The 23335-nt window shown below is 35.1% G+C and carries 21 protein-coding genes; 11 read left to right on the forward strand and 10 right to left on the reverse strand.

Annotated elements, in window-relative coordinates:
* The first annotated feature begins 635 nt into the window (after nucleotides 1-635).
* Nucleotides 636-1010 carry a TrbC/VirB2 family protein gene (locus ACFEL3_RS01615; RefSeq protein ID WP_006279664.1) on the forward strand — a complete coding sequence of 125 codons (375 nt, stop codon included), beginning with the start codon at nucleotides 636-638 and terminating at the stop codon, nucleotides 1008-1010.
* On the opposite strand, the gene ACFEL3_RS01620 is transcribed toward ACFEL3_RS01615, so the two are convergent.
* Together ACFEL3_RS01620 and ACFEL3_RS01625 are read right to left on the reverse strand one after the other, a co-directional pair.
* Entirely contained in the window at nucleotides 986-1984 is a 999-nt protein-coding gene (locus ACFEL3_RS01620) for a pyruvate dehydrogenase complex E1 component subunit beta (RefSeq protein ID WP_010082654.1), read from the reverse strand. The genes ACFEL3_RS01615 and ACFEL3_RS01620 overlap by 25 nt on opposite strands.
* A 547-nt stretch (nucleotides 1985-2531) precedes the next feature.
* On the reverse strand, nucleotides 2532-3632 hold the full coding sequence (locus ACFEL3_RS01625; protein WP_265039507.1) for an ATP-binding protein: 1101 nt from the start codon (nucleotides 3630-3632) through the stop codon (nucleotides 2532-2534).
* A gap of 714 nt (nucleotides 3633-4346) precedes the next feature.
* Here ACFEL3_RS01625 and ACFEL3_RS01630 point away from each other — a divergent pair.
* On the forward strand, nucleotides 4347-4613 hold the full coding sequence (locus ACFEL3_RS01630) for a hypothetical protein (RefSeq protein WP_038198831.1): 267 nt from the start codon (nucleotides 4347-4349) through the stop codon (nucleotides 4611-4613).
* Nucleotides 4614-4791: 178 nt separating this feature from the next.
* Nucleotides 4792-5994, forward strand: a complete 1203-nt coding sequence (locus ACFEL3_RS01635; protein WP_244226872.1) for an MFS transporter — start codon at nucleotides 4792-4794, stop codon at nucleotides 5992-5994.
* A 40-nt stretch (nucleotides 5995-6034) separates the two neighbouring features.
* On the opposite strand, the gene ACFEL3_RS01640 is transcribed toward ACFEL3_RS01635, so the two are convergent.
* From ACFEL3_RS01640 to secG, 3 genes are read right to left on the reverse strand one after another with little or no spacing between them, the layout of a single operon-like run.
* Nucleotides 6035-6442, reverse strand: coding sequence for a nucleoside deaminase (locus ACFEL3_RS01640; protein ID WP_010962617.1), 408 nt, complete (start codon nucleotides 6440-6442; stop codon nucleotides 6035-6037).
* Nucleotides 6443-6467: 25 nt separating this feature from the next.
* A complete protein-coding gene (locus tag ACFEL3_RS01645; protein WP_015588967.1) occupies nucleotides 6468-8072 on the reverse strand; it encodes a CTP synthase in 1605 nt (534 codons plus the stop codon).
* On the reverse strand, nucleotides 8072-8392 hold the full coding sequence (gene secG, locus ACFEL3_RS01650) for a preprotein translocase subunit SecG (RefSeq protein WP_010962615.1): 321 nt from the start codon (nucleotides 8390-8392) through the stop codon (nucleotides 8072-8074). The genes ACFEL3_RS01645 and secG overlap by 1 nt, the downstream gene beginning before the upstream one ends.
* A gap of 144 nt (nucleotides 8393-8536) precedes the next feature.
* On the opposite strand from secG, the gene ACFEL3_RS01655 reads away from it, so the two are divergent.
* Nucleotides 8537-9052: a gamma carbonic anhydrase family protein gene (locus tag ACFEL3_RS01655; RefSeq protein ID WP_010962614.1), complete on the forward strand. Its 516-nt coding sequence runs from the start codon at nucleotides 8537-8539 to the stop codon at nucleotides 9050-9052.
* Between the two features lie 50 nt (nucleotides 9053-9102).
* Here the strand turns inward: ACFEL3_RS01655 and ACFEL3_RS01660 are convergent, their stop codons facing one another.
* A complete protein-coding gene (locus tag ACFEL3_RS01660) occupies nucleotides 9103-10395 on the reverse strand; it encodes a hypothetical protein (protein ID WP_265017909.1) in 1293 nt (430 codons plus the stop codon).
* 249 nt (nucleotides 10396-10644) lie between these two features.
* Here ACFEL3_RS01660 and ACFEL3_RS01665 point away from each other — a divergent pair, with 249 nt between their 5' ends.
* The 6 genes from ACFEL3_RS01665 to ACFEL3_RS01690 all read left to right on the forward strand — a co-directional run bounded on the left by ACFEL3_RS01665 (nucleotide 10645) and on the right by ACFEL3_RS01690 (nucleotide 19149).
* A complete protein-coding gene (locus ACFEL3_RS01665; RefSeq protein ID WP_182282612.1) occupies nucleotides 10645-13239 on the forward strand; it encodes a valine--tRNA ligase in 2595 nt (864 codons plus the stop codon).
* A gap of 66 nt (nucleotides 13240-13305) precedes the next feature.
* Entirely contained in the window at nucleotides 13306-14811 is a 1506-nt protein-coding gene (locus tag ACFEL3_RS01670) for an AAA family ATPase (RefSeq protein WP_265017911.1), read from the forward strand.
* Between the two features lie 176 nt (nucleotides 14812-14987).
* Nucleotides 14988-16106 (forward strand): hypothetical protein, encoded by a 1119-nt coding sequence (locus ACFEL3_RS01675; RefSeq protein WP_182282615.1) that lies wholly within the window; start codon nucleotides 14988-14990, stop codon nucleotides 16104-16106.
* A 168-nt stretch (nucleotides 16107-16274) separates the two neighbouring features.
* Complete coding sequence (locus tag ACFEL3_RS01680; RefSeq protein WP_375316772.1) at nucleotides 16275-17597, forward strand: hypothetical protein; 1323 nt, start codon at nucleotides 16275-16277, stop codon at nucleotides 17595-17597.
* Nucleotides 17598-17627: 30 nt separating this feature from the next.
* Nucleotides 17628-18302, forward strand: a complete 675-nt coding sequence (pyrF, locus tag ACFEL3_RS01685) for an orotidine-5'-phosphate decarboxylase (RefSeq protein ID WP_010082622.1) — start codon at nucleotides 17628-17630, stop codon at nucleotides 18300-18302.
* A 49-nt stretch (nucleotides 18303-18351) separates the two neighbouring features.
* Nucleotides 18352-19149, forward strand: coding sequence for a hypothetical protein (locus ACFEL3_RS01690; protein ID WP_265017912.1), 798 nt, complete (start codon nucleotides 18352-18354; stop codon nucleotides 19147-19149).
* 192 nt (nucleotides 19150-19341) lie between these two features.
* Here ACFEL3_RS01690 and ACFEL3_RS01695 read toward each other — a convergent pair whose 3' ends face one another.
* Complete coding sequence (locus ACFEL3_RS01695; RefSeq protein WP_010962608.1) at nucleotides 19342-19635, reverse strand: hypothetical protein; 294 nt, start codon at nucleotides 19633-19635, stop codon at nucleotides 19342-19344.
* Nucleotides 19636-19683: 48 nt separating this feature from the next.
* On the opposite strand from ACFEL3_RS01695, the gene ACFEL3_RS01700 reads away from it, so the two are divergent.
* Nucleotides 19684-20883, forward strand: coding sequence for a phage major capsid protein (locus ACFEL3_RS01700; RefSeq protein WP_065094900.1), 1200 nt, complete (start codon nucleotides 19684-19686; stop codon nucleotides 20881-20883).
* Nucleotides 20884-21273: 390 nt separating this feature from the next.
* Here ACFEL3_RS01700 and ACFEL3_RS01705 read toward each other — a convergent pair whose 3' ends face one another.
* Genes ACFEL3_RS01705 through ACFEL3_RS01715 form a run of 3 tightly spaced genes read right to left on the reverse strand, consistent with a single transcriptional unit; the run spans nucleotide 21274 to nucleotide 23280 of the window.
* Nucleotides 21274-21915 carry an amino acid ABC transporter ATP-binding protein gene (locus ACFEL3_RS01705; protein WP_010962606.1) on the reverse strand — a complete coding sequence of 214 codons (642 nt, stop codon included), beginning with the start codon at nucleotides 21913-21915 and terminating at the stop codon, nucleotides 21274-21276.
* Nucleotides 21899-22546, reverse strand: a complete 648-nt coding sequence (locus tag ACFEL3_RS01710) for an amino acid ABC transporter permease (RefSeq protein ID WP_022626279.1) — start codon at nucleotides 22544-22546, stop codon at nucleotides 21899-21901. The genes ACFEL3_RS01705 and ACFEL3_RS01710 overlap by 17 nt, the downstream gene beginning before the upstream one ends.
* A complete protein-coding gene (locus tag ACFEL3_RS01715) occupies nucleotides 22546-23280 on the reverse strand; it encodes an ABC transporter substrate-binding protein (RefSeq protein WP_038198776.1) in 735 nt (244 codons plus the stop codon). The genes ACFEL3_RS01710 and ACFEL3_RS01715 overlap by 1 nt, the downstream gene beginning before the upstream one ends.
* Nucleotides 23281-23335 lie beyond the last annotated feature (55 nt).

The following is a 23335-nucleotide window of genomic DNA, read 5'->3' on the forward strand; positions in this document are numbered from 1 at the left end:
TGAAACGCGCTTATAAAGCGTTTAAAACATAAAAAAACGCCAACTTAAAAAATGGATAGTGAATAACTAGCTACCCTAGGGTTTCTTTTGCCTTTTTTTCTGTTTAGTAAATTTCTTAATGTTTCTAATTTAGATTAGTTGCGGTTTAAAAGCAACTGAATCGCGGTTATTAAGCATTTAGAATAAAAAAACGCCATACTTGAAAGTATAATGTAAGTAATTAGCCAACCACGGGGCTTCTTTTGCCTTTTTTTTCATTTGGTAAATTTCTTAATGTTTATGGCTAAACGACAACCGTCATCCCACTACTTGTTAGCGGCTGAGATACCGCGGCGGTATGACGTAGGACTGCTGTCATCCCAGTGCTTGACACTGGGATCCAGTTGAGCTATTTCAACAAAAATACTGCATTTGAGATGAACGTTCCAGACTTATTTATAAATATAACAATTAAAGTCTGGATTCCAGCGTCAAGCACTGGAATAATATCGTTTACTATGTCTATATTACAATATTTGTGCAGTTGTGTGTCAACTACTTTTGTGGCACCGTTTGTTATTCAATCTTTATGCTAGTTTTACTAAAAATTATAGTATTTTAGGTATAATTGCAATATCTAAATTTAAGGTATAGAGATGAACCCTAGGAAAGTTTTTAATATTCTTTTTATAGTATTATTTATTTCTTTTTCTCATGTTGGGAGTGCTGCCGCTGACACTAATACTGATACAACTGCTCAAGTAATATGTAACATTATTGGCTACGTTTGGGGAATAGGCGGACCGCTTATGACCGTAGTGATAATAGGTGCAGCTTTGCTTGCGATATTTGGTAGAATGCCATGGCCAGCTCTTTTTGCACTCGGTATATTTTGTGCTGTATTTTTCGGTGCTAAAACTATCGTCATAAAAGTAATGGGTGGTATAGGCGGCACTGGAAATACTTCTTTGATGGACCAATGCGGAACAGGAGACACAAAAAAGAACTATTTTTTTCTAAAACAGACCTGATGCACGGCTTCAACTATATCTTCCACTTGCGGTAATGCTTTTTTTTCTAGATTTGCAGCGTAAGGTAAGGGGATGTCCTTGCCAGTTACACGTACAACTGGAGCATCAAGGTAGTCAAATCCTTGTTCCATAACAACGGCTGACAGCTCTGCTCCTATTCCTGCAAATGGCCATCCTTCTTCTACACTAACTAACCTATTAGTCTTCTGAATAGAGTTAATAACAGTTTGAGTGTCAAGTGGTCTTAAGGTTCTGAGGTCAATAACTTCAGCTTCTATACCTTTACTCGAAAGTAAATCTGCTGCATTTAAGGCATCCATTAATTTTAATGAAAAAGCAGTGATAGTTACATCCTTTCCTTCCCGTATAACAGCAGCTTTGCCTATCTCAAGTAGATAATCTTTGTTTGATAGCTCAGAGTCAGAAACTTCATGCTCATGTCCATAAGCTATTTCGTTTTCTAGAAATATTACCGGATTAGGGTCACGAATTGCAGCTTTAAGCAGACCTCTGCAATCTGAGGCAAAATAGGGTGCTATTACTTTTAACCCCGGTATATGCGAATACCAAGCTGCAAAGCATTGAGAATGTTGTGCAGCAACTCTTGCTGCAGCGCCATTTGGTCCACGAAATACTATAGGGCATCCAAGTTGTCCGCCTGACATATAATTTGTTTTTGCTGCGGAATTCACAATTTGGTCAATAGCTTGCATAGAAAAATTAAAAGTCATAAACTCGACTATTGGCTTTAATCCAGCAAATGCCGCTCCAACAGCAAGGCCAGCAAATCCATGTTCGGTAATAGGCGTATCAACTACTCTGTTTTCTCCAAACTCTTTCAGTAATCCTTTCGTTACTTTATAAGCACCATCATACTCTGCAACTTCTTCACCCATGATAAGCACATCAGAGTCGTTTTGCATTTCTTCTCTAATTGCTGTGCATAAAGCTTCTCTTACACTTAAGGTTGCCATTTATAAACTTTTATAGACTTTAACTAAAGTAACTATATCAGAATTACTGGGGGTAAGTAAAGTGTACAAATTAAGTTTTACAAACATCATGACCAACTCATTCCAAAAAAAAATCTTCTCACGCTTGCTGGTTTTGGTTGCTAAAAATGATTGTATTGCTTGTGTTTTTAATAATATATACTGCTAAGTTAATAATAATTCACTTGGGAATAACAGAAAAATACATGATAATTTTATATTTCAAATAGAATAAAATCCTTTTTATTGATACTGTCTTTTTTTGTAAAAAACATTCCTAACTTTTCCACCACTTTTTCTGGCTAAGGTCAGTATAACTTTTGCTTGAAATAACTGTTTATATGGTGCAATTTACAGCTTTTAGTTGCTAAAATTATAACTCTTAATTTAATAATTTTAATCCAATAAGCTTTCAGGTTAATAAAATTAAATTATTTGAGTAAATGCAATACCATGTCTTTATTTGTGGGTAATAATAAGAATAACGAAGGTTGGCTCAGCTACACTTCTATAATTTCAATTTTTATGTTTACCGTATAAAAGAAGTTTCTTCTATCTGTGTCTTCGCGTTTGAAACTAACTTTATTCTATCTCTTTCTTGTTCTGGACTTAACCTGTGAAGCGCGTAACTGAAATCTTCCTCACTCACTATAAGCCGTCTTTGCGCACCAGCGCTAATTTTTGCTTCATTCACTAATTGCTCTAACTCAGCCCCAGAATAGCCTTCAGTCTTGTCTGCAATGTCTTGGAGGCTTAGCTTTTCATCAGTTTTTGTACCTCGCATATAAAGTGCCAATATCTTTTGTCTCACCTCTATGTTTGGATTAGGGACATAAACCTTCTGACCTAAACGTCCAGGTCTAATAAGTGCTGGATCTATACCACCGATAAGGTTAGTTGCACCAATTACTATTATATCTTTTCTGCTCTTAAATCCATCTATTTCAGTTAACAACTGTGTTAAACTCTCTCGACAATGGTAAGCTGAGTTATTAGCGGTACTTCTTTTTTGTGCAACTGCATCTATTTCATCTATAAAGACTATACAAGGAGAATATTTTTTTGCTATTTTAAAAAGCTCGCGTACAGCATGTGCACCATGACCAATATATACTCCAATAAGTTCAGGACCTGAGATGCTTATGAAATTCATATTTGATTCACCTGCAATTGCACGAGCGATAAGTGTTTTACCATTTCCAGGAGGGCCATATAATATGTAACCTCTTAGTGAATTAATACTTTTATTTCCAAACAGCTTGCGCATTTCTTCTGTCATTTGGTCACAGCAAATCATCTGCAACCGTTGTTTTAAGGAGTCATCAATTATAGCATCAGCAAATGTTATTCTTTTATCATCTGAATTAGCTAATTCTATCGATATAGGCAGCTCTACTTCATTTAGTTTGCTGAATACTTGATCATATACAAACCAAACAATAAAAAGGAGAACGACAAGTAACACACAAGGCATAGCTTCACTAACATAATGTGCAGCTAACTCATACCCTTTACTAAGCAACATTGTATGCATATAGGCAAACAAAAAAGCGATAGAGACAATAGTTGCCACGCATAGTAAACAGATTGAAATTCTTTTTAGTAATTCTGAAATTTCAATTTTTTTCATCTTAATACCTTATACCAATTTTAAACTAAGAATAATTTTATCTAGCTTACCTATTTTAGCTTGATTAGAGCGTTCAGAAAAATTATCAAGTACGTACTTTATTAAATACTAAAAACAATATATCACCATATTGTCACATACATCTTTAAAGTTTACCAAATTCATTTTCAAAAAACAAGATTTTATTATTAACCCGAATTCTGGATTAGATTTTAGGTAAATTATTGAAAGTCTTGAATTTTACTAAATTAGTAACTAGTCTTAAAATGCTTACTGCTTTATCGTAAATGCTAAAACAATAAGCTATTGATATTCTTGTTTTTTTTAATCTCCAATCCAGAATTCGGGTTAAAAACGCTAACTTGTATCTTCAAGAAGTAAGACATAATAGCTCTAAAATGTCTTGCAAGGAAAGGTAAAGCTGAACGCTAACTTATGCCAGAAAAATACCGTCTTGTTTGCCTTTTTGAGTAGTATCATCTTATTTTTCCTGTAAATTTTGTTTATAACGCCTAAGATTTACGATATTTTAATCCCGGTAGAATATCTTATAAAATCAGATTATATGTTATACCTATGGAAATAGATAACTTTCAGCAATATTACAACCAAGAAGAAATGAAGACAGTAACATTAGCTCAAATTTATAAAGACTTGGTAATAAAGATATTCGATATAGCCACAAGCAAAATGTAAGCTACTATTAATGGTATTATGGAAATAGCACCAACGATACCACCTACTATACCTACTACCAGAGGTGACGGAGTAGTAAGGCTTAATATAATAAGTGGGAGAGATATAATTGATAGTATTATAGAAATTACACCTACTGTTTTCAGAAGAGATAGAAATCCTTTTGAATCTAAGTGTTCTTTAATTCCCTTAAATAATATAAAGAAAATGCTTATACACATTATAGCACAAAGTATTACTGCTGCTATTTTTATTATAGCTGCTGCTATAAGTGCTGCTAAATAAGCTATATTCATTGCAATTATCACACACCATAATAAAAAAGTCAACTCCATATGTTTAGGTTGTAAAATCCCAAAAAGCAGCCAGAATAGAATAAGCAAACATTTACGAATTGAATTTAGTGCAAACAAGGGTGTTGATATCAACCATACTCTGCAGAATCGCAATATGGTATGACTACATGCTTTTTATTGATTTGATTAACATAATCAGCAGAGAGTTTTGTTTTGCAAAAGATGTCTACAGTAACATACTGCAATTATTTGGAATTGTAGGGCTAGGTGCAATTGTAAGGCCACTTGGTGCATTCATATTTGGTCACGTTGGTGACAGGTATGGAAGGAGGATAGCATTAATAATTACTATCTTGCTAATATCGATACCATCAAGTCTCATTGCATTTATTCCAAGTCACAATCAAGTAGGTATAATTTCTACTATATTGCTTCTTGCAATCCATATAACACAAGGAATTGCACTTGGTGGTGAACAAGGAAGTTCTGTTTATCTTATAGAGCATTTATCCAGTAGGAAAGAGAACTTAGGGATGTATTTTGGAATGATGGGTTTTGGTCGCTCCATTGGCGTCTTGCTTTCTGCGGTGATAGTGATTATCTGCAAAAAAACTACTGATTTTTGTACCTGGGGTTGGAGATTGCCATTTATTTTCTCAGCTATTTTAGGATTAATTAGCGCGTATAGCATATACACATTGGGAGAAACTCCAGCATATGAAAAAAATCGAAAACAAAGAAATTTACCTGATTTGCCAATAATAGAGCTTATAAAACGCCACAAGAGAGCTCTTATACTTGCTATTTTAATATCTGTACCTGTTAATGTTGCTGTTGGATTTACCATATTTCTTCGAACTCTCGCAAAGGAAATAGCATCAGTGGATGTTTATGTAACAACATATATCAACGAAATTGTATTGATTATAACCAGTGTATTAATGCCGATATCTTCAATAGCGTTTGGAATGTTGGCTGATAAAGTTGGAAAAGAGCGCACTGCAATCTTATTTATAGCAATTACAATGGCACTGTGTTGTCCTGCGTTATCTATTGCATATTACTATAAAAATTATCTTGTGATTGCGTTGAGCGTAATGGTTCTCTCTATAATAGAAAGGGGTATAGTTCCCATAGGAATAGTTGCATCTGAACTCTTTCCTACCAATGTTAGATTTAGTGGTGTGAGCTTATCACGCAATATCTCTTATGCGTTACATGGAGGATTTACTCCTATGGTTTGTATTTGGTTGACTGTAACATTTCCTCAAACAAACCTTGCTGCTGGGCTTTATATAGTCTTCTGCTTGTTGATCAGTGTGGTAGCAATATTGCAAATAAAACCGCAAGATAAAAATTTTGATTTGTGAAAGTTCTCAGTTTTCTCTTAGATTTATACCGTAACCTAAATTAGGTCCTTAGTTTCTCAAAAAAATCCTTTAACAAAAAAGAGCATTCTATTTCTAATATCCCACCATAAACTTCAGGTATATGGCTGCAAAATTGAAATATCTTAGCACCATTTTCAATTCCTCCACCTTTTGGATTATAAGCTCCAAAGTACAATCGTTTAATTCTGGCAAAGGAAATAGCTTGAGCACACATCGGACATGGTTCTAATGTTACGTACATATCAGCATCACAAAGCGTGGGAGTTGAAAATGCTTGTCTGATCGCTAACATCTCTGCATGTGCAGTTGGATCGCTGGATATATTGTGTGCAGAAGAAATGATATTGTCTCCACTCACTATTACAGCACCTATGGGCACCTCATCATTTTTTTGAGCGAGTTTGGCTTGCTCTATGGCAAGCTCCATATATTGATACTTAAACACTAGGCACTTATTTCTTATCAATTGCTGCTTTAACGAACGACACGAAAAGAGGATGAGGAGAAAACGGCTTTGATTGAAATTCTGGATGAAACTGCACACCAATAAACCACGGATGACTCTCTAACTCCACTGCCTCTATGCACGTTCCATCTTCTGATATGCCACTGCATAGCAGCCCATTTTTTTCCAAATCATCTTTATAATCTGAATTGATTATGTATCTATGCCTGTGTCTTTCTGAAATAGTAGTGTTACTATATGCATCCATCATTTTAGAGTTTGCATTTATATTACATTTGTATGCCCCAAGTCTCATGGTTCCACCAAGATCGTCATCTTGATCGCCAGCTAACTTAACGATTGGATGTTTACAGTTACGAAATTCTTCAGAGTGTGCATCTTCAAGCTTAACAACATTACGAGCAAATTCAATAATTGCAAGCTGCATACCAAGGCAAATTCCGAAAAATGGGATATTATTTGTACGGGCATAATTTATTGCTAATATTTTACCCTCTACTCCGTCATCACCAAACCCCCCTGGAACAAGGATTGCATGAGAATTCTGTAATTTCTCTCCTATAAGTTTTTCATTTATAGGTTTTTCTTCCTTCTCTCTTGAGTTAACCCAATTTATCTTTACTTTGACTTTATTACTAATCGCACCATGATTTAATGCTTCAACCAGTGATTTGTATGCATCAGGGAATTCGGTGTATTTTCCCACTATAGATACAGTAACTTCCTGTGTTGGGTGCCTTATGGAATGCACTATTTGATCCCATTCAGTCAAGCTTGGTTTTGGCTTACTTAAATGAAAGTGCTCCAAAATTTGCGTATCAAGCCCACATTGGCTATACAACACCGGTAACTCATATATATGACTCACATCAGGGGCAGGTATCACATTGGATAAAGAAACATTGCAAAGCTTAGCTATTTTCTCTCTTTGATTATCGAAAATTTCTTTCTCACTGCGGCATAATATAATATCTGGTTGTAACCCCGCGGAATTTAACTCTCGAACTGAATGCTGCGTTGGTTTTGTCTTTAATTCTTGCGCTGCGGTAAGATATGGTATTAAAGTTAAGTGAATAAGGATAACTCTTTGTTTTCCTAATGTGTAGTTAACTTGACGTATAGCCTCCAAAAATGGTTGGCTTTCAATGTCACCTACAGTTCCGCCTATTTCACATATTACAAAATCTAAACCTTCCGTACCATTAAAAATGAACGATTTGATCAAATCTGTCACATGAGGAATGACTTGCACAGTTTTGCCCAGATAATCACCACGCCTCTCTTTCTTCAATAACTCATGATATATCTTACCAGTTGTTATATTGTCATCTTTTGTTGCTTTAATTCCAGTAAAACGCTCATAATGCCCAAGATCCAAATCAGTTTCAGCACCATCCTCGGTCACAAATACCTCTCCGTGCTGAGTTGGGTTCATTGTCCCAGGATCAATGTTGAGATACGGGTCAAGTTTTCTGATACGGATCTTAAAACCGTGAGCTTGAAGAAGCGCACCAACGCTTGAAGCAACTAAGCCTTTACCAAGCGATGACACAACTCCACCTGTAACAAAGATAAATTTAGCTTCCTTCATTAATTTTCAAATGGAACAGAAGTAGGTTCACTTTCTTGCTTTTTTTCTAATATAATTTTCTCTGCAATCGATTTTTTATGTACGTCTTTTGAATATAATCCTGACAATAGCAATGTGTTTATAATAAACAATCCAGCAACAATAGCCGTTATTCTGCTGAGCGGGTTTTCAGAAGATTTCACTGGAATCATCGAATTGACCCCCTGTTGTGTATTACTAAAACCACTTAACGAACTACTTCCAGGCGGCTGCAAGAGCACTAAAATTACTAACACAACAACCAATATTATTTGAAATATACTTAATACCGCTACTGACATTATAGATAGGGCTGAAAATAAAAATCTTAGCAGTACAAAGCACGTAAGTCAAGAACATCTGTCACCCAAATAACTTGAAATCTAAGTATGTATTTACTGCTTACCTTATTTTGATTAACATATGCATAAGACTTTGGGCTTAATATGTATCACATTTTAAAATATAAAGATTATGAACCAAAAATAGACGAAAGTGCTTTCATCGCAGGTGGTTCGCATATCATAGGTAAGGTTGAAATAGGAAGAGATGCAAGCATCTGGTTTAATTGTGTAATCAGAGGGGACGTTGGATCAATAAAAATAGGTAATGGAACAAATATTCAAGATGGAACGGTAATTCATGTGGATAGAAACCCAGGTGGTGACACAATTATTGGCAGCATGGTAACAGTGGGACATTTTTGTGTGTTGCACGCATGCACGGTGCATGATAAGGCGTTTATTGGTATGGGCTCTACCGTGATGGACCATGCAGTTGTGGAGCCTGAAGCTATGGTAGCTGCTGGCTCACTGGTAACACACGGAAAAGTGATAAAAAGTGGGGAAATATGGGCTGGCAGGCCAGCAAAATTCTTCAAAAAAATGTCGAATGAAGAAATTAAACATATTACACAATCAGCACAAAATTATATTATGCTAATGAAGGAATATAAAAACTGAAGTTCGCGTCAAGTGTTTTACTTGACACGTACATTTCGGCTTAACCCTTGTTACTTCTTTTTCCCATTCTCATTTACTTCTTGTGCTTTTGCCCCATCTACTTGAGTACTAGGTAATACTGCATATGTAATACCACCGGCTACGAGTGCAGATGCTACTGCTATACCAATCATTACTAACATCTCTAACTTAACTGTACGTTCAAGTGCAGTAAATGCTATCAGTCCAGCAGCAAGACCCATACCAACAGTAGCAGTGTACCGTGCTCCATTGCCTTGTTTTGGTTGCTCAGTTGTTTTGCTTTTATCTTCTAGTTTTCTATTTTTCTCCTCAGCTTCAGTCAATCGATTTTGTAAGTCTTTTGTTTCATCCTTTTTGGCTTTTAACTGAGCAGCAGTATCATTTGGTGCTGCTTGCAACTGCTGAACTTGATCTTTTAATGCTATTATTTCATTCTCTTTGGCTTTTAACTGAGCAGCAGTATCATTTGGTGCTGCCTTTAACTGCGCAACTTCATCATTTAGTTTATTTATTTCATCCTCTTTGGCTTTTAACTGAGCAGCATTTGGTTGGTTGTTTAACTGTGCTTCTAAATCTTTTATTTTATTTGTTAGTGTTGTTTTTTCACCCTCTAACTTCGTAACAGCAGCATCTGGTTGAGCTTTTAATGCTGTCATTTCATTCTCTTTCTCTGTTAACTTTTGCTGTAACGCCACAGCATCTAATGCTTCCAATTCTGTTATTTTAGCATTTTTCTCTTCTAACTGCTGCTGCAACGCTGTAGAATCTATTGCCTTTAGTTTTTCCACTTCAGCTTCTAAGTCTTGTTTTTCCTGCTGAGCTGTGTCCAATTGATCTTGTAATTCTTGTGTTTTAATTCTCAATTCCTCCTCAGCTTTCTTCTTTGCAGCTTCTAATTCTTCATTTTTCCCCTTTAACTGCTCTTCTGCAGCTTCCAATTCTGTTATTTTAACATTTTTCTCTTCTAACAATTGTACTGTGGGATGGAAAGATAGGGCTTTTACCATAATCTCCTCTTTCCCATCGTTAAAGCCTAACAGATTTTTCATTTTTTCTAGGCGACTAAAATATTTGCCACCCTTTTTCCCAACGGATTTTACATTCATGATTGTATTATCTCCTAGTTCTTCTTGAGGATAAGAACCAGTAATATATAGTTGTTGATCATTTAGCGTACAGCCCACATAAAACTTGTCATCAATTATAGCACCACTCTTATCTACGTTTTTATACTTTTTAAATTCTTCATAATCATCTTTTTTTATAACAAGCACTATTTTATCATCGGCAACCTGTATTGTACCATTCTTTAAGCTTAGCATAACGAACCTCAATTATAATTTAACATTACATAATACCCTTAGAACCTAAGGTCAAGTAATATTTTTATCATAGCATAGAAAATTTATGTTCGTAAACAAAAAATTTTGGCGTAAAATTGCCGTAATTGTGCTATAGCTAAAGTAATTTAGGTTTACCGACCATCGTCATTCCGCTGCTTGTTAGCGGGATCTAGAGATACCGCGGCGGTATGACGTTGCTAGCTTAAAGTTTAAAATTGAGAAATATTTATGTTAAAAGAAAAATACGGCTTTAAAGAAGTTGAAGACAAATGCAACATATTGTGGGAAGGCAGTAAAGTTTACAGGTGGAATGGTGAAAAGGATAACACTTTCACTATAGACACACCTCCACCGACAATATCGGGTAAATTGCATATTGGCCATATATTTAGCTATTGCCACACGGACTTTATTGCAAGGTTTCAGCGCATGCTGGGAAAAGATGTGTTTTACCCAATTGGGTTTGATGATAATGGGCTTCCCACTGAAAGATTGGTTGAGCAAACCTATAAAACCCGCGCAAAAGAAGTTGGCAGGGAAAAATTTATAGAGATGTGCCATGAGGTTATTGAAAAATCAAAGCAAGAATTCAAGGAACTATTTAAATCGGTCGGCATTAGTTATGACTGGGATTTGGAATATCACACGATCAGCAAGGAAACTGTGACGCTTTCACAGATGTCGTTTATTGATCTATATAATAAAGGGTATGCATATAGAAAAATGCAGCCCATCCTTTGGGACCCGGTTGATAAAACAGCAATTGCGCAAGCAGAAATAGAAGATAAAGTTTTTGAGTCATCCTTAAATACGATAGTTTTCTCTACTGAAGAAAATGAGCAGATCAACATTGCAACTACGCGACCTGAGTTACTTCCAGCATGTGTTGCAGTTTTTTGTCATCCAGAGGATGCGCGCTACACCCATCTGATCGGAAAAACAGCCGTGGTGCCGATCACAGAGACAAAAGTTCCAATAATAGCTGATGATAAGGTTAAAATAGATAAAGGCACTGGGCTTGTTATGTGCTGTACGTTTGGTGATGAACTCGACATATATTGGCAGCAAAAGCATAATCTACCGATGAAAATTATCATCGATCAGGATGGGAGGATGAGCCTTCATTCAGTACATGGTCAGAAGGAAGAAATATGGATCCCAGTGTCTGGGCACTGGGATGACACCATAGGGGCTACTGGGATGACAGGAGAAAGGGCTACTCAGATGACAAAGGAAGGTGGGTGTGATCAGAAAGAAGAATGGATCCCAGTGTCAGCTACTCGGATGACAGACGATATACTAAATGAAATAAATGGATTGAAAGTTACAGCAGCAAGAAAGCGGATAATCGAAATCCTAACTGAAAAAGGACTTTTGGTAGAAAGCACTAACATTTCTCATTCTGTTAAGTGTGCAGAAAGATCTGGTGCACCACTTGAGATATTGCCTACTTATCAATGGTTTATCAAGACCTTAGAGCAAAAAGCTCAAGTATTAGATAAAGTAAAAGAATGCAATTGGCACCCAAGCAATATGCGTAAACGCATGGAAGTGTGGATAGAAGGGCTAAATTGGGACTGGTGCATCTCAAGGCAGCGCTATTTTGGTGTGCCATTTCCAGCGTGGTATTCCAAGCGTAAAGGAGAAGAGGGCAAAATCATCCTAGCTGAAATAAAGGCCCTACCTATAGATCCATCGAAAGATTTACCAAAAGGGTATAGCAAAGAAGAGATTATCCCAGATCAAGATGTAATGGATACTTGGGCCACAAGTTCAATTACTCCTCAACTAAGTGCACTGGCAGTAAACAGTGAGTTTAGCTTACCAAATCATCGCTATGATACGATATTTCCTGCAGATCTGCGCAGCCAGAGCCATGAGATAATAAGAACTTGGGCTTTTTATACTATTTTAAAGGCACATTATCATGCAAATTCTTTACCTTGGAAAAACATTATGATCAGCGGTTGGTGTTTAGCAGATGATAAGAAAAAGATGAGTAAATCAAAGGGTAACATCATCACTCCTCATGTAATACTTGAAACTTATGGAGCTGATGTAGTGCGCTATTGGGCAGCGAACTCAAGGCTTGGAGTTGATACAGTCTACTCTGAAAATACATTCAAAATTGGCAAGCGCCTCGTTACAAAACTTTGGAACGCTAGCAAGTTCGTTTCCATGTTCATGGAAAAGCATCAAGTGATGAGCATAAATTCTGCTCACGAGACAATGGATAAGTGGATATTGTCTAAGTTATACAAAGTTATAGAAAGAGCAACAAATAACCTATTACAGTTTGAATACTGCGAAGCTTTGGGCGCAATAGAGGAATTTTTTTGGAAGGATTTTTGTGATAGTTACTTGGAGTTAGTAAAAAAACGTGCGTACGGAAGCAGTGAAGCAACCTTAAGTGCAAAACAAAGCTTGGCGTATGTGTTAAATGTTATTTTGCGGTTATTTGCACCTTTCTTGCCATACATTACAGAAGAGATATACCACCAGTTGTATAGTTATAATTCTGTACACAATCAAAGTAATTGGCCAAGCAAAGAAGAACTTATCTACGATAAATATTCAGAGGAAATGGGAGATAATGTTATTCAGATATTAAACATTATCAGAAAGATAAAGGCAGATAATAATGTATCAGTTAAGCATCTGATAAAAAAGTTGATGATAAAAGCAGATCTACGAGAGGATAAGTTGGATCAATCCGCACAGAATGATTTGCAGGCAGTTTGCAATGCGGAAACGATAGAGTGGATGCAGTCTGAGCTTGAAACTGAAGACGAGAAATACATAGTGAATATAGATTTATATTGATTTTTATAGCTTTACTTCCTTTAATATCCATGCTATTGTAATCATTATTAGTATGAGGGAATAATAATGGGGGATTTATATAATAAAGCCAATGCACCGTATCTTATAGCTGGTGCTCTTGCTACTTTGGTATTGCTTGCGTCTGGGACACTTGCCGTTGCCCCTTATGTTGAGTTCTTGTCTTCAGTTGCAGCCTTTAATGTAGCTCTTCCTGTTGCTTTGAGTTTGTCTATACTTTCTGTTCTGGTGCTTGTACTTTCATGTAAAATGATCAGCCAGAATAAAAAGCTTGATGCACAAAAAGCAGAACCTAATGAAAAAAATGGATTAGCTAAAGAGCAAGAAAATATAATACAAAGCTTAGAGCCTCAAATCAAAGAGCTAAATAAGAGGCTTAGTAGTCAGTACAATGAGATTGAAAAGCTAATTGCTAGTGCTGCAAAAAAAGAGGAGCTAAATAAGCTTAACAATGAAGTGAAAGAGCTAAAGGTAAAGATTGCTAGTGTTGCAACAAAAGAAGAGATAAATAAGCTTAGTAATGAAGTTGAAAAGCTAATTGGTAGTGCTGCAACAAAAGATGAAATGGAAGAGCTAAAGGCAAAGATTGCTAGTGCTGCAACAGAAAGTAAAACACAAGAAAAGATTTTTATGAAATTTTGCGCAAAAGGTGAAAAAAGAGGGAAGAAAGCATTTGAGGATTTTATATTTATAAAAGAGATAAAAACAAAATTAGTAAATATTTATGAATCAATAAAAAATAATATTAATATAGTGTCTTCAGCAAAATCAGGTGATTCAGAAGAAGAGCAAGAAAAAATACAAAGAGGATTCATTTTTCACGGTCCAGGAGGAACTGGTAAGAGTTCAATTGTTGAGGCGATTGGGGATCAGCTGATATCTCTAACTACATTTATAAAAGTTTCTGGAGCTGATTTGCTTGAAAAATCAAATATAAATGAGCTTTTTAATAAAGCAAACGAAAACGCTCCTTGTATAGTTCTTATAGATGAAATCGACAGCTTTGGCAAGGGACGCACTGATGCCAATCGAGTACCTTTAAATTATTTTTTCACTAGATTCGATGAAGCTGATAAAGGTGTGACGGTGTTTGCTACAACTAATGTTAGTCTGCAAGATTTAGATGCATCACTTGTTAGGGGAAGTCGTTTGAGTAGTAAACTCAAGTTTACTATGATAGAAGGAAGTATACTTAAGAATATACTGAAGGATGGTCTGAATGAAAAATTAAAAAATAAAAAGTACAAGCATGCTATCTCAAGAATTTTAAACGAAACAAGACTTACAACACTCTCTATCTCAGCAGCAGATGTGGAATGTTTTATAAATTATATAGTTGAAAAGTTAAACAACAAGATTAGAACTTCTGCTTATACTATAATTAAAGATTTTTGTATTAAATATAATATTGGAGAGGTGTCGAATAAGCAGACTAACAGGAAAATTGAAAATTCTATAGGAGAATCACAGCAATACACATCCAGACCATCACATAAGCTGAATGACGCTTTATGTGATTCTGGATATACCAGTATGTTCTACCCCGATCAATAGCTAACTAGACTTATAAGTACAATGGTACACTCGATACACAAGGTCTAAGTCATTTTTTAGCTAGCAGACTGAAGATGGGAAGTTTGTTGTAGGTGCAGCACTATAATTCCTCCACAGATAAGAGAATTTTAATAAATATATACAAGACTGCTGAACGTGGGGGGAGGAGGGGAGTAATGAGCAATTTGCTTAGTGAGGCTAACACATTTTATTTTATAGCTAGTTCCTTAGCTACTCTTACGTTACTTACATCTTTAGCGCTTATTGTAACTTCTAATGTGCCTCTTCCTCTAATTCTTGCTTTAGCTACATTATCTATTTTGGTGCTTGCACTTTCATGTAAAATAATTAGTAATAATGTAGAATTGGAAGCAAAAGTAAAAGGTCAGTTAGAACATAAGGAGGAGATGCTTTCTCTTGAACACCAAGAGTTACGTGATGAAAATACAAGATTGAATGAAAAAGTGGATTCTTTAATGGAGGAATTGTGTCAATGCAAATTAGAAAGTGAAAAGAATAAGTTATGTTTAAAGTCAGAATATGAAGATGAGTTACGCTTAAGATTGGAATATGAAGATGAATTAAACTTGGAATTAGAACATAAAAGTAGGGAAGCTTCTTCTCTGCGTACTCAATTAACTATGTTAAGAAAAAAAGTAGAAGTAGAAGAAGTAAAACAATTAAAAACTTTAGAATCGGAAGAACAACATGAGAGCTCAGAAAGCGACATAGAAGAATTAGAGAAGAAGTTATGCCAGTCGGAAAAGGAAAAGAAAGAATTAGAAGGTAAAGTTAGTGATGAACGTCAAAAGCGCACTGATCTTGAAAGTAAAGTTGATAAATTGTGTACAAAGGAGAAAGAGTACTTATCTAAAATTAAGGAGCTGGAAAAGGAGTCATTATCTTTACAAAAAGAAGAGAAAGAATCTGATAACACATTAACAACAGTGAATGATGATCGCGATAATAAGGTGAAAGAATTAAACAGTTCACTTTTGAAGCAATCCTCTCAAATAGAACAACTTCAAAAAGCTTTATTGGAAAAGAAAAAAGAAGAAGTGCTTTTTTTGCAACGGATGATAGAATATGTAACAGATGAGGTAGAAAAATTAGTAAGGGAAAATGAAGTGATCAGAGATGATGATAAAAAAGTAATATTACAAGTGATTCAAGCAACAAAGTCTGTGTTAGTAGAAGAAGCTGCACAATATTTGCCAGGCGAAACGTCTGTTCCTTCATTTGTGGAAGATCCTGGATATACCAGTGGATGTTCTACCCCGATCAATAGCCACTAGACATTTTGAGTACAGTTGTACACTGGATACATAAAACCTTAGCCATTTTTAGCTAGTAGACTGAAAAAGGAAAGTTTGTTGTAGGTGCAGCACTATAATTCCTCCACAGATAAGAGAATTTTAATAAATATATACAAGACTGCTGAACGTGGGGGGAGGAGGGGAGTAATGAGCAATTTGCTTAGTGAGGCTAACACATTTTATTTTATAGCTAGTTCCTTAGCTACTCTTACGTTACTTACATCTTTAGCGCTTATTGTAACTTCTAATGTGCCTCTTCCTCTAATTCTTGCTTTAGCTACATTATCTGTTTTGGTGCTTGCACTTTCGTATAAAATAATTAGTAATAATAAAAAAATAGAGGTTGAGAGAAATAAATTCGCTCAGAAAGAGCAAGAGTTAGAAAATAAAATAACTCTAGGAAAGGAAGCTGAAAAAGCTGCAAACAAAGAAGTGGAAAAATTAAAACATGAATTAACTCGAGAAAAGCAAAATTTAGACAAGAGAGCAAAAAGATTGGATCAGAAAGTAAATGAGTCAGAAGTTGAGAGAGAATCTCTTCTTGAAGAAAAAAAATCTTTAGAGAAAAAATTAGAAACAGCAAAGAATCGTACGTTTGAAATAGACAATGAATTGGACAAAACAAGAAAGGAAATAGGTAAGCTTAATGAGCAGGAAGAGAAATTAAAACTTGAAATCTCATGTTTAAAGAAACAGTTGGAAGAAAGAAGTAGATTTATTGCAAAGCTGAAGATGGAAGTGGATGATAATAAACATTTAGAGCTAGAGAATAAGGGGTTAAATGATAGAATAGAAACGTTACGTGAAGTACAAAAGGCACTACGTGAGAAAAAACATGAACTTAGTGAAAAAGTAGAGGCATTGAATAAGGAAAAAAATAAACTTTCTAAAGAAGTAGAGGAATTACGTGAAGAACAAGAAAGGCTGCATGCAAACTTAGATAAGCTACAATGTAAAATTAAAGAGTTCAACAAAGAAAAGAAAAATTTATCTAAAGAATTAAAAGAGAAATTTGAAGAGTTAGATGAAGCAAATGGTTTAATTAAAAATCAATCTTTTGAGTTAGATGGGATAAGAAAAGATTGTAATAATGAAGTAAAAAGTTTAAGAAATTCACTTTTAGAACGAGACAGTCAAATAGAAGATTTTTTGAAAGAGAAAGAAAAACAAGTGAATTTTGCGCAACTGTTGATAAGATGCGTAACAGACAATATAGAAGAACCAATAAGAAATAATGATGGAAAAGCAATATTAGATACGATTCAAATATTAAAGTCTGCGTTACAAGGAGAAATTGCACGGCTTTTGCCAGACGAAACGCCTTCTTCTTCGCTGGAAGATCTTGGATATGAATCATTATTTGTCAGTCGCTCATCCACCCCGACCAAGTTGCCAAATTCACTATTGACAGAATCTTATGAACGCAGTCAGTTCAATCAGAGTGAAAGTATTTGCAAAACACAACAATGAGTCTTATTATAAGATAAATCATGCAAGATAATGAACCCAATAATATGCGCACTGGATACACAAGACTTAAATAAGGCTATTTCTCTAGCTAATGCTCTGCGTGGTAAAGTTGGCATGGTAAAGCTGGGATTAGAATTTTTTGCTGCTCAAGGTCTTTCTGGAGTGCAAGAAGTTGCAAAATGCAATGTACCAATTTTTTTAGATCTGAAATTGCATGACATTCCAAACACTGTAGCTAAAACAGTTGAAGTAATAAAAGTTCTGAACGTTGAAATGTTAACTCTGCACATCAGCGGTGGGACAAAAATGCTTGAAGAAGCGCTAAGTGTAGTGCAAGGCACAAAAATAAAGCTGATTGGAGTGACAGTGCTAACTAGTATGAGCAATGAGGATTTAAACGAGCTTGGAGTAGCAAGAGAAGTAAAATCACAGGTAATTTTGCTTGCAAAGCTTGCAAAAAAGATTGGACTCTATGGAATAGTCTGTTCTGCATTGGAAGCTCAGGAAGTGCGCCGAGAATGCGGTGAAGACTTTAAAATTATTACTCCAGGAATTCGTATAGATCCAGGTCATGACGACCAAAAAAGAACAGCAACACCAAAAGAAGCAATAAATTCAGGAGCTGATTATATCGTCATTGGCAGACCCATTACAAAAACTACAAGTAGTGCGGAGCTAATATTGAAATCCATGAAAGAATTTTAATATAATAACTTAATTTATAAAAATACTAACATATTAATTAGGAATAAGCATGAGTAATATCAATAGAATAATACGCGAAGTAATCAAGGAATTCCGCTTAAAATTACCAGATAAGGAAATAGAGGAATATTCTGGCAAATTGAATAAGCTACATATCTACCAGTGCAATAAGCATATAATAGAAAATAAGAAGCTATATCATTATACAATAAATGGGAAAACCCATGCTATGGGTCAGCATGGGCATAATTTTGTCAAGAGTTTAGAAGTTATCTTGAGGAATAAGCCACAAATTTCCTTAGAAGAGGTAATTGATTTTATGGAAAAAATAATTAATTTTGGTATTGATAGTTGTTATGGAGCATTTGAGATGATATTTGAATCTCGCTCTGGTGTTACAATAGATGATGCAGTTAATTTTGTAAAAGATAGCTTATCTAGTAAATTTTATGGATTCCATGGCAGTGGGATTTTCAAAGTAATATTAGAACTTAATCCAGAGAGCTCTCTTGAAGAGATAGAGAAACAATTTAGCAAAGTAGTAGATCCTTACTTTCTTAATGCTTGGAGTCGAGAAAGTGAAAGGGCTTTTGCTAAGATATGTAGGTTATGTAGAGAAGGACATGTGGAGAATATGCAGAAATTTGATTTTAGCAATTTTAATTTAGATCAAGATAGTGCTGGAGCATTAAGAGCACTGTTACAGTATTGTGTTGACGTTTCTAATCAAAAAGCTTTAGGTGATTCACATGAATTGCATAGAGAAGAGATGGAGGGGATATATAAATTTGATGATAATTACGATTTAAATTTAGATAGTGATCATAATGATAGTATCTGGCATTGAAATTATACTACAATAATAAAATAACTGGATAAAAATTATCACCAAAAAAATTCAAAAAAGTGCTTGACATAAAAGAACGAACATTATATAGTGTCATTATCTTTTATTTTACCTCGCTTAATTTAATTACTGGATTAAGCTTACAGTACTAAGCGTGGCACAAAGTGCCACGCTATTTTTCGGTTTACATTTTCAACAGATAAAAAATGATGCCATTTCAGTGCCAAGCACATAACTGTACGGATATTCATTTTTAAAGGTAAATTGCACAACAGATGATGTCATTCCAGTGCTTGACACTGGAATCCAGAAATTTTGCTTATAACTGAGCTGATGAGCTAAAGGTAGTTGTCTTACGCTAAAACAAACGTTTTTAATTAAGTTGCATAGAAGCTGGATCCCAGTGTCAAGCACTGGAATGACATCGTTTACTATGTACCATATTGCAATATTCGTACAACTGTGGGAAACATCTATGGATGCCATTCCTATTACCTTATTTCCATTTTTATTTCATTTTCAAAGGAGGCTATTATGTCACTTACCGATATCGCTCACCGTATCAATGAACTCGCTTCATCATGGGAGCAATTTAAATTAATAAATGATCGCAAACTAAAAGAAATTGAAAGCAAAGGGCGTGCTGATTCTGCAACAATTGAGCAGCTATGCAAGGTAAATAATGCCATTGATAGTTGCAAAGAGCGTTTAGACTTGATCGAAACTGCAGCTCAACGCCCAGAAGTAAATACAGATTTTAGCACAAGCGATAAATATTTTTCTGATTATATCCGCAAGGGAATGGAAAGCGGTTTATCACACAAAACCCTCAGTGGAGATGACAGTGATATCGGGGGGTATCTAGTTACTCCGCATATTGTAAAACGCATAAACAAGCGCGTAACTGATTCGTCCCCAATGCGACAAATATGCTCCAGTCAAAGAATCTCTACTGAAACATTGGATTACATTATAGAAGATTTTGACCGCGCCGGTGCAGGTTGGAGCAGTGAAACAGTAGATGATGAGGACGGTGGCAATAAGTCTAAGTATGATTTTGCAAAAGATACGGACACGCCCAAAATCCAAAAGATTTCCGTCACAACTTACGAGTTATATGCTCAACCACAAATATCACAAAAGTTACTCGATGATGCGTTTGTCGATGTTGAGAGTTGGCTGGTGGAAAAGATTGCCGAGACTTTTAGTAAGGAAGAAAGCGAAGCCTTCATTAAGGGTGAGGGCACTTTTCAACCAAAAGGAATTTTAGCTTATGAAAATGGAAACAGTTATAATAAAATAGAGCAAGTTAAAACTGAAAAATTAGATAGTGATTCAATAATGATGTTGTATTACTCTCTGGACGAATATTATTCCAAAAATGCGTCATTTTTGATGAACAGGAGTACGTTGAAGGATATCAGGCTGCTAAAATCTCAAACAGGTCAGTATCTCTGGCAGCCAAGTCTGTCGCTTGAAGCTCCAGATACTTTAATGGGAATACCAGTATATCAATCTGCCGATATGCCACCAGCGCCAAACAATCAGCTACCAGTAATTGCGATGGCAGATTTCAAACAAGCTTATAAGATTGTAGATAACAGAGGAATGAGAATATTAAGAGACCCTTATACGAATAAACCTTATGTGAGGTTTTTTGTCACTAAGCGTGTCGGCGGAGAGGTTGTAAACACCAGTGCTATTAAATTGTTGAAAGTTGCGAGCAAGTACTAAAAACTTCCGCAGCATCATCTTTATAGCTGATCAAAGCAACACGTCATACCGCGATTCATTCCATAACTGTACGAACATTGTGATTTTGGCCCATCAGGAGGGTGTCATCCCAGTGCTTGACACATATAGCTAAACTGACTTAGATTTACCGACAGTTTGAAAAACAAAAATTCGTCATTCCGCTACTTGTTAGCGGAATCTATGCTGAGATATCGCGGCGGTATGACGTAGGAAAACCTTTCTTGGGTTAGCTATAGTTTGCTATATTATGTGATTTTATTTTTAGCATTGCTTCTTACATTATGTAATTTTGTTTTCCATAATGTATATTATGTAATTTTCGATGCTAAGATCTGTTATAGCTCTCAGTATGATATGAGTGATTCTCTTTTAATAATTATTTTTTAAATAGTTTGTTGGTTCATCAATTTCTTTAGGATTGATATCTACAATTATTTTTCCGTTTTTTAACAGAATAATCCGATCTGATATTTTTGTTAAAAAATCCAAATTGTGAGAAGCGATAATCATAGTAATACCCATATCTCTAACTGATTGTAGTAGTTCCACAACGTCGACTATTGTTGCTACATCTAAACCAGACGTTGGCTCATCGCATAATAGAATCCTTGGATTCATCATTAAGCTTCTGGCAAGCGCAACCCGCTGTTTTTGCCCACCGGATAGATTACTAGGGTAATCATTTTTTTTAGAGGCAATACCCAAAGACTCAAGTAGTGAATCACTTTGATCCTGAGTTTTGTTTTTAAGTTTGGGAGCATATGTAAGATTTTCCCAGACAGTCATATGTGAGAAAAGTTGAAAATCCTGAAATACAAAACCAGTACTATCATTGCATTCAATGCTACCAGAATCTAAAACTTCGAGTTTTTGTATACAACGTAACAATGTTGATTTACCACTACCAGAAGGACCAGCAAGACCAACTATAGATTGCTCTATAATCAGGTTAATATTATTAAGTACTGGAACATTATTAAATAATTTACAAACATTATGCATTTTTATCATATATACCTTTCTGTTCAATCTTTTTGCCTATATATTCAATTAGTAATACAAGAGCGTAATAATAAGCCCCAGCAAGACAAAGTGGTATAAAATAAGTAAATTGTTCTGCTGCAAGCATTTGCGCAGAGCGCATAATATCAACACCACCAATAGTAGAGATTAATGCCGTTTCTTTAAGGAGTGCAATGATCTCATTTATCATTGCAGGAAGAATATTTTTAATAACTTGTGGTAATATAATATCTCTCCACATATAGAAACTAGGTATTTGTAAAGTTTTAGCTGCTTCAAACTGGTTTTTTGATATAGTTTCAATACCAGCTCGTAAAATCTCAGCAATATAAGCACAGCTATTTAGACCAAATGCTATAATGCCAGCACTAAATATGTTTAATTTAATTCCTGCAATGGTTGGGGTCATAAAATAAACAACACTTAACTGTAATATAAGGGGGGTGCCACGTATTACAGATATAATTCCATTAATTAATGGAATACAGATCTTATTATATCTGAGTACTGACAATAATCCCCCTAGACTCACACCTAAAAGCAGTCCTCCAATCAATAATTTTAAAGTAAAGGCAAGGCCTGTTCCAACAAACAAGAAATTAGAAATTAATTCCTGCATCAGTTATCTCCTAGCCATTTTTCTGCTATTTTTTGTATTACACCTTTACTTTCTAAACTTTTTAATGCCTCGTTTATTTTATCCTTTAAAGCAGATCCTTTATTCACAGCAATAACATAACCACCATCTAACTTGGCAGTGGCTGACCATGATAGACCAGGATTTTTTTTGCTAAATACTTTACCTTGGAATTCATCAATTAGGACGCCATCAACATGACCAGACTTTAATGTTTCTACAGCTTGATTATTATTGTCTATAGCAATAATTTGAGCTGTTGTAGGAACATGCTCTTTTAGCCAAATTTCCATGACAGTTCCTAGTTGAACGGCTATCTTCTTGTGAGTTAAGTTGTTTATACCGGCTATGGGTTTATTTTTGTGATATAGAATACCAAATTCCCCTGTATAATAACTATTTGAAAAATCAAAATTTTTTTCACGCTCTTCTGTGCTACCAATAGTAGATATAGCAGCATCTACAGAATTACTTTGCAATGCTGCAAATATAGCACTAAACTGCATATCTTTAAATATCGCTTCTTTACCTAACTCTTTTGCTACTAATTGAGCAAGCTCAATGTCAAAGCCAGTAAATTTACCATTTTCATAATATTCAAAAGGTGGATAATCTGCAGAAATTGCAAATCTAATGATATTATCGTGTTTATTTTCCTTGCATCCTGTTAATAGAATACTTATCACTATAATAGCATTTAAAATATATTTTTTCATATTACTAATTTATATTCATATTTTATTCATCTTATGAATATAGACATTAAAAATT

The sequence above is a fragment of the Wolbachia endosymbiont (group A) of Opomyza germinationis genome, assembly GCF_964264765.1.
Taxonomy (GTDB): Bacteria; Pseudomonadota; Alphaproteobacteria; order Rickettsiales; family Anaplasmataceae; genus Wolbachia; species Wolbachia pipientis.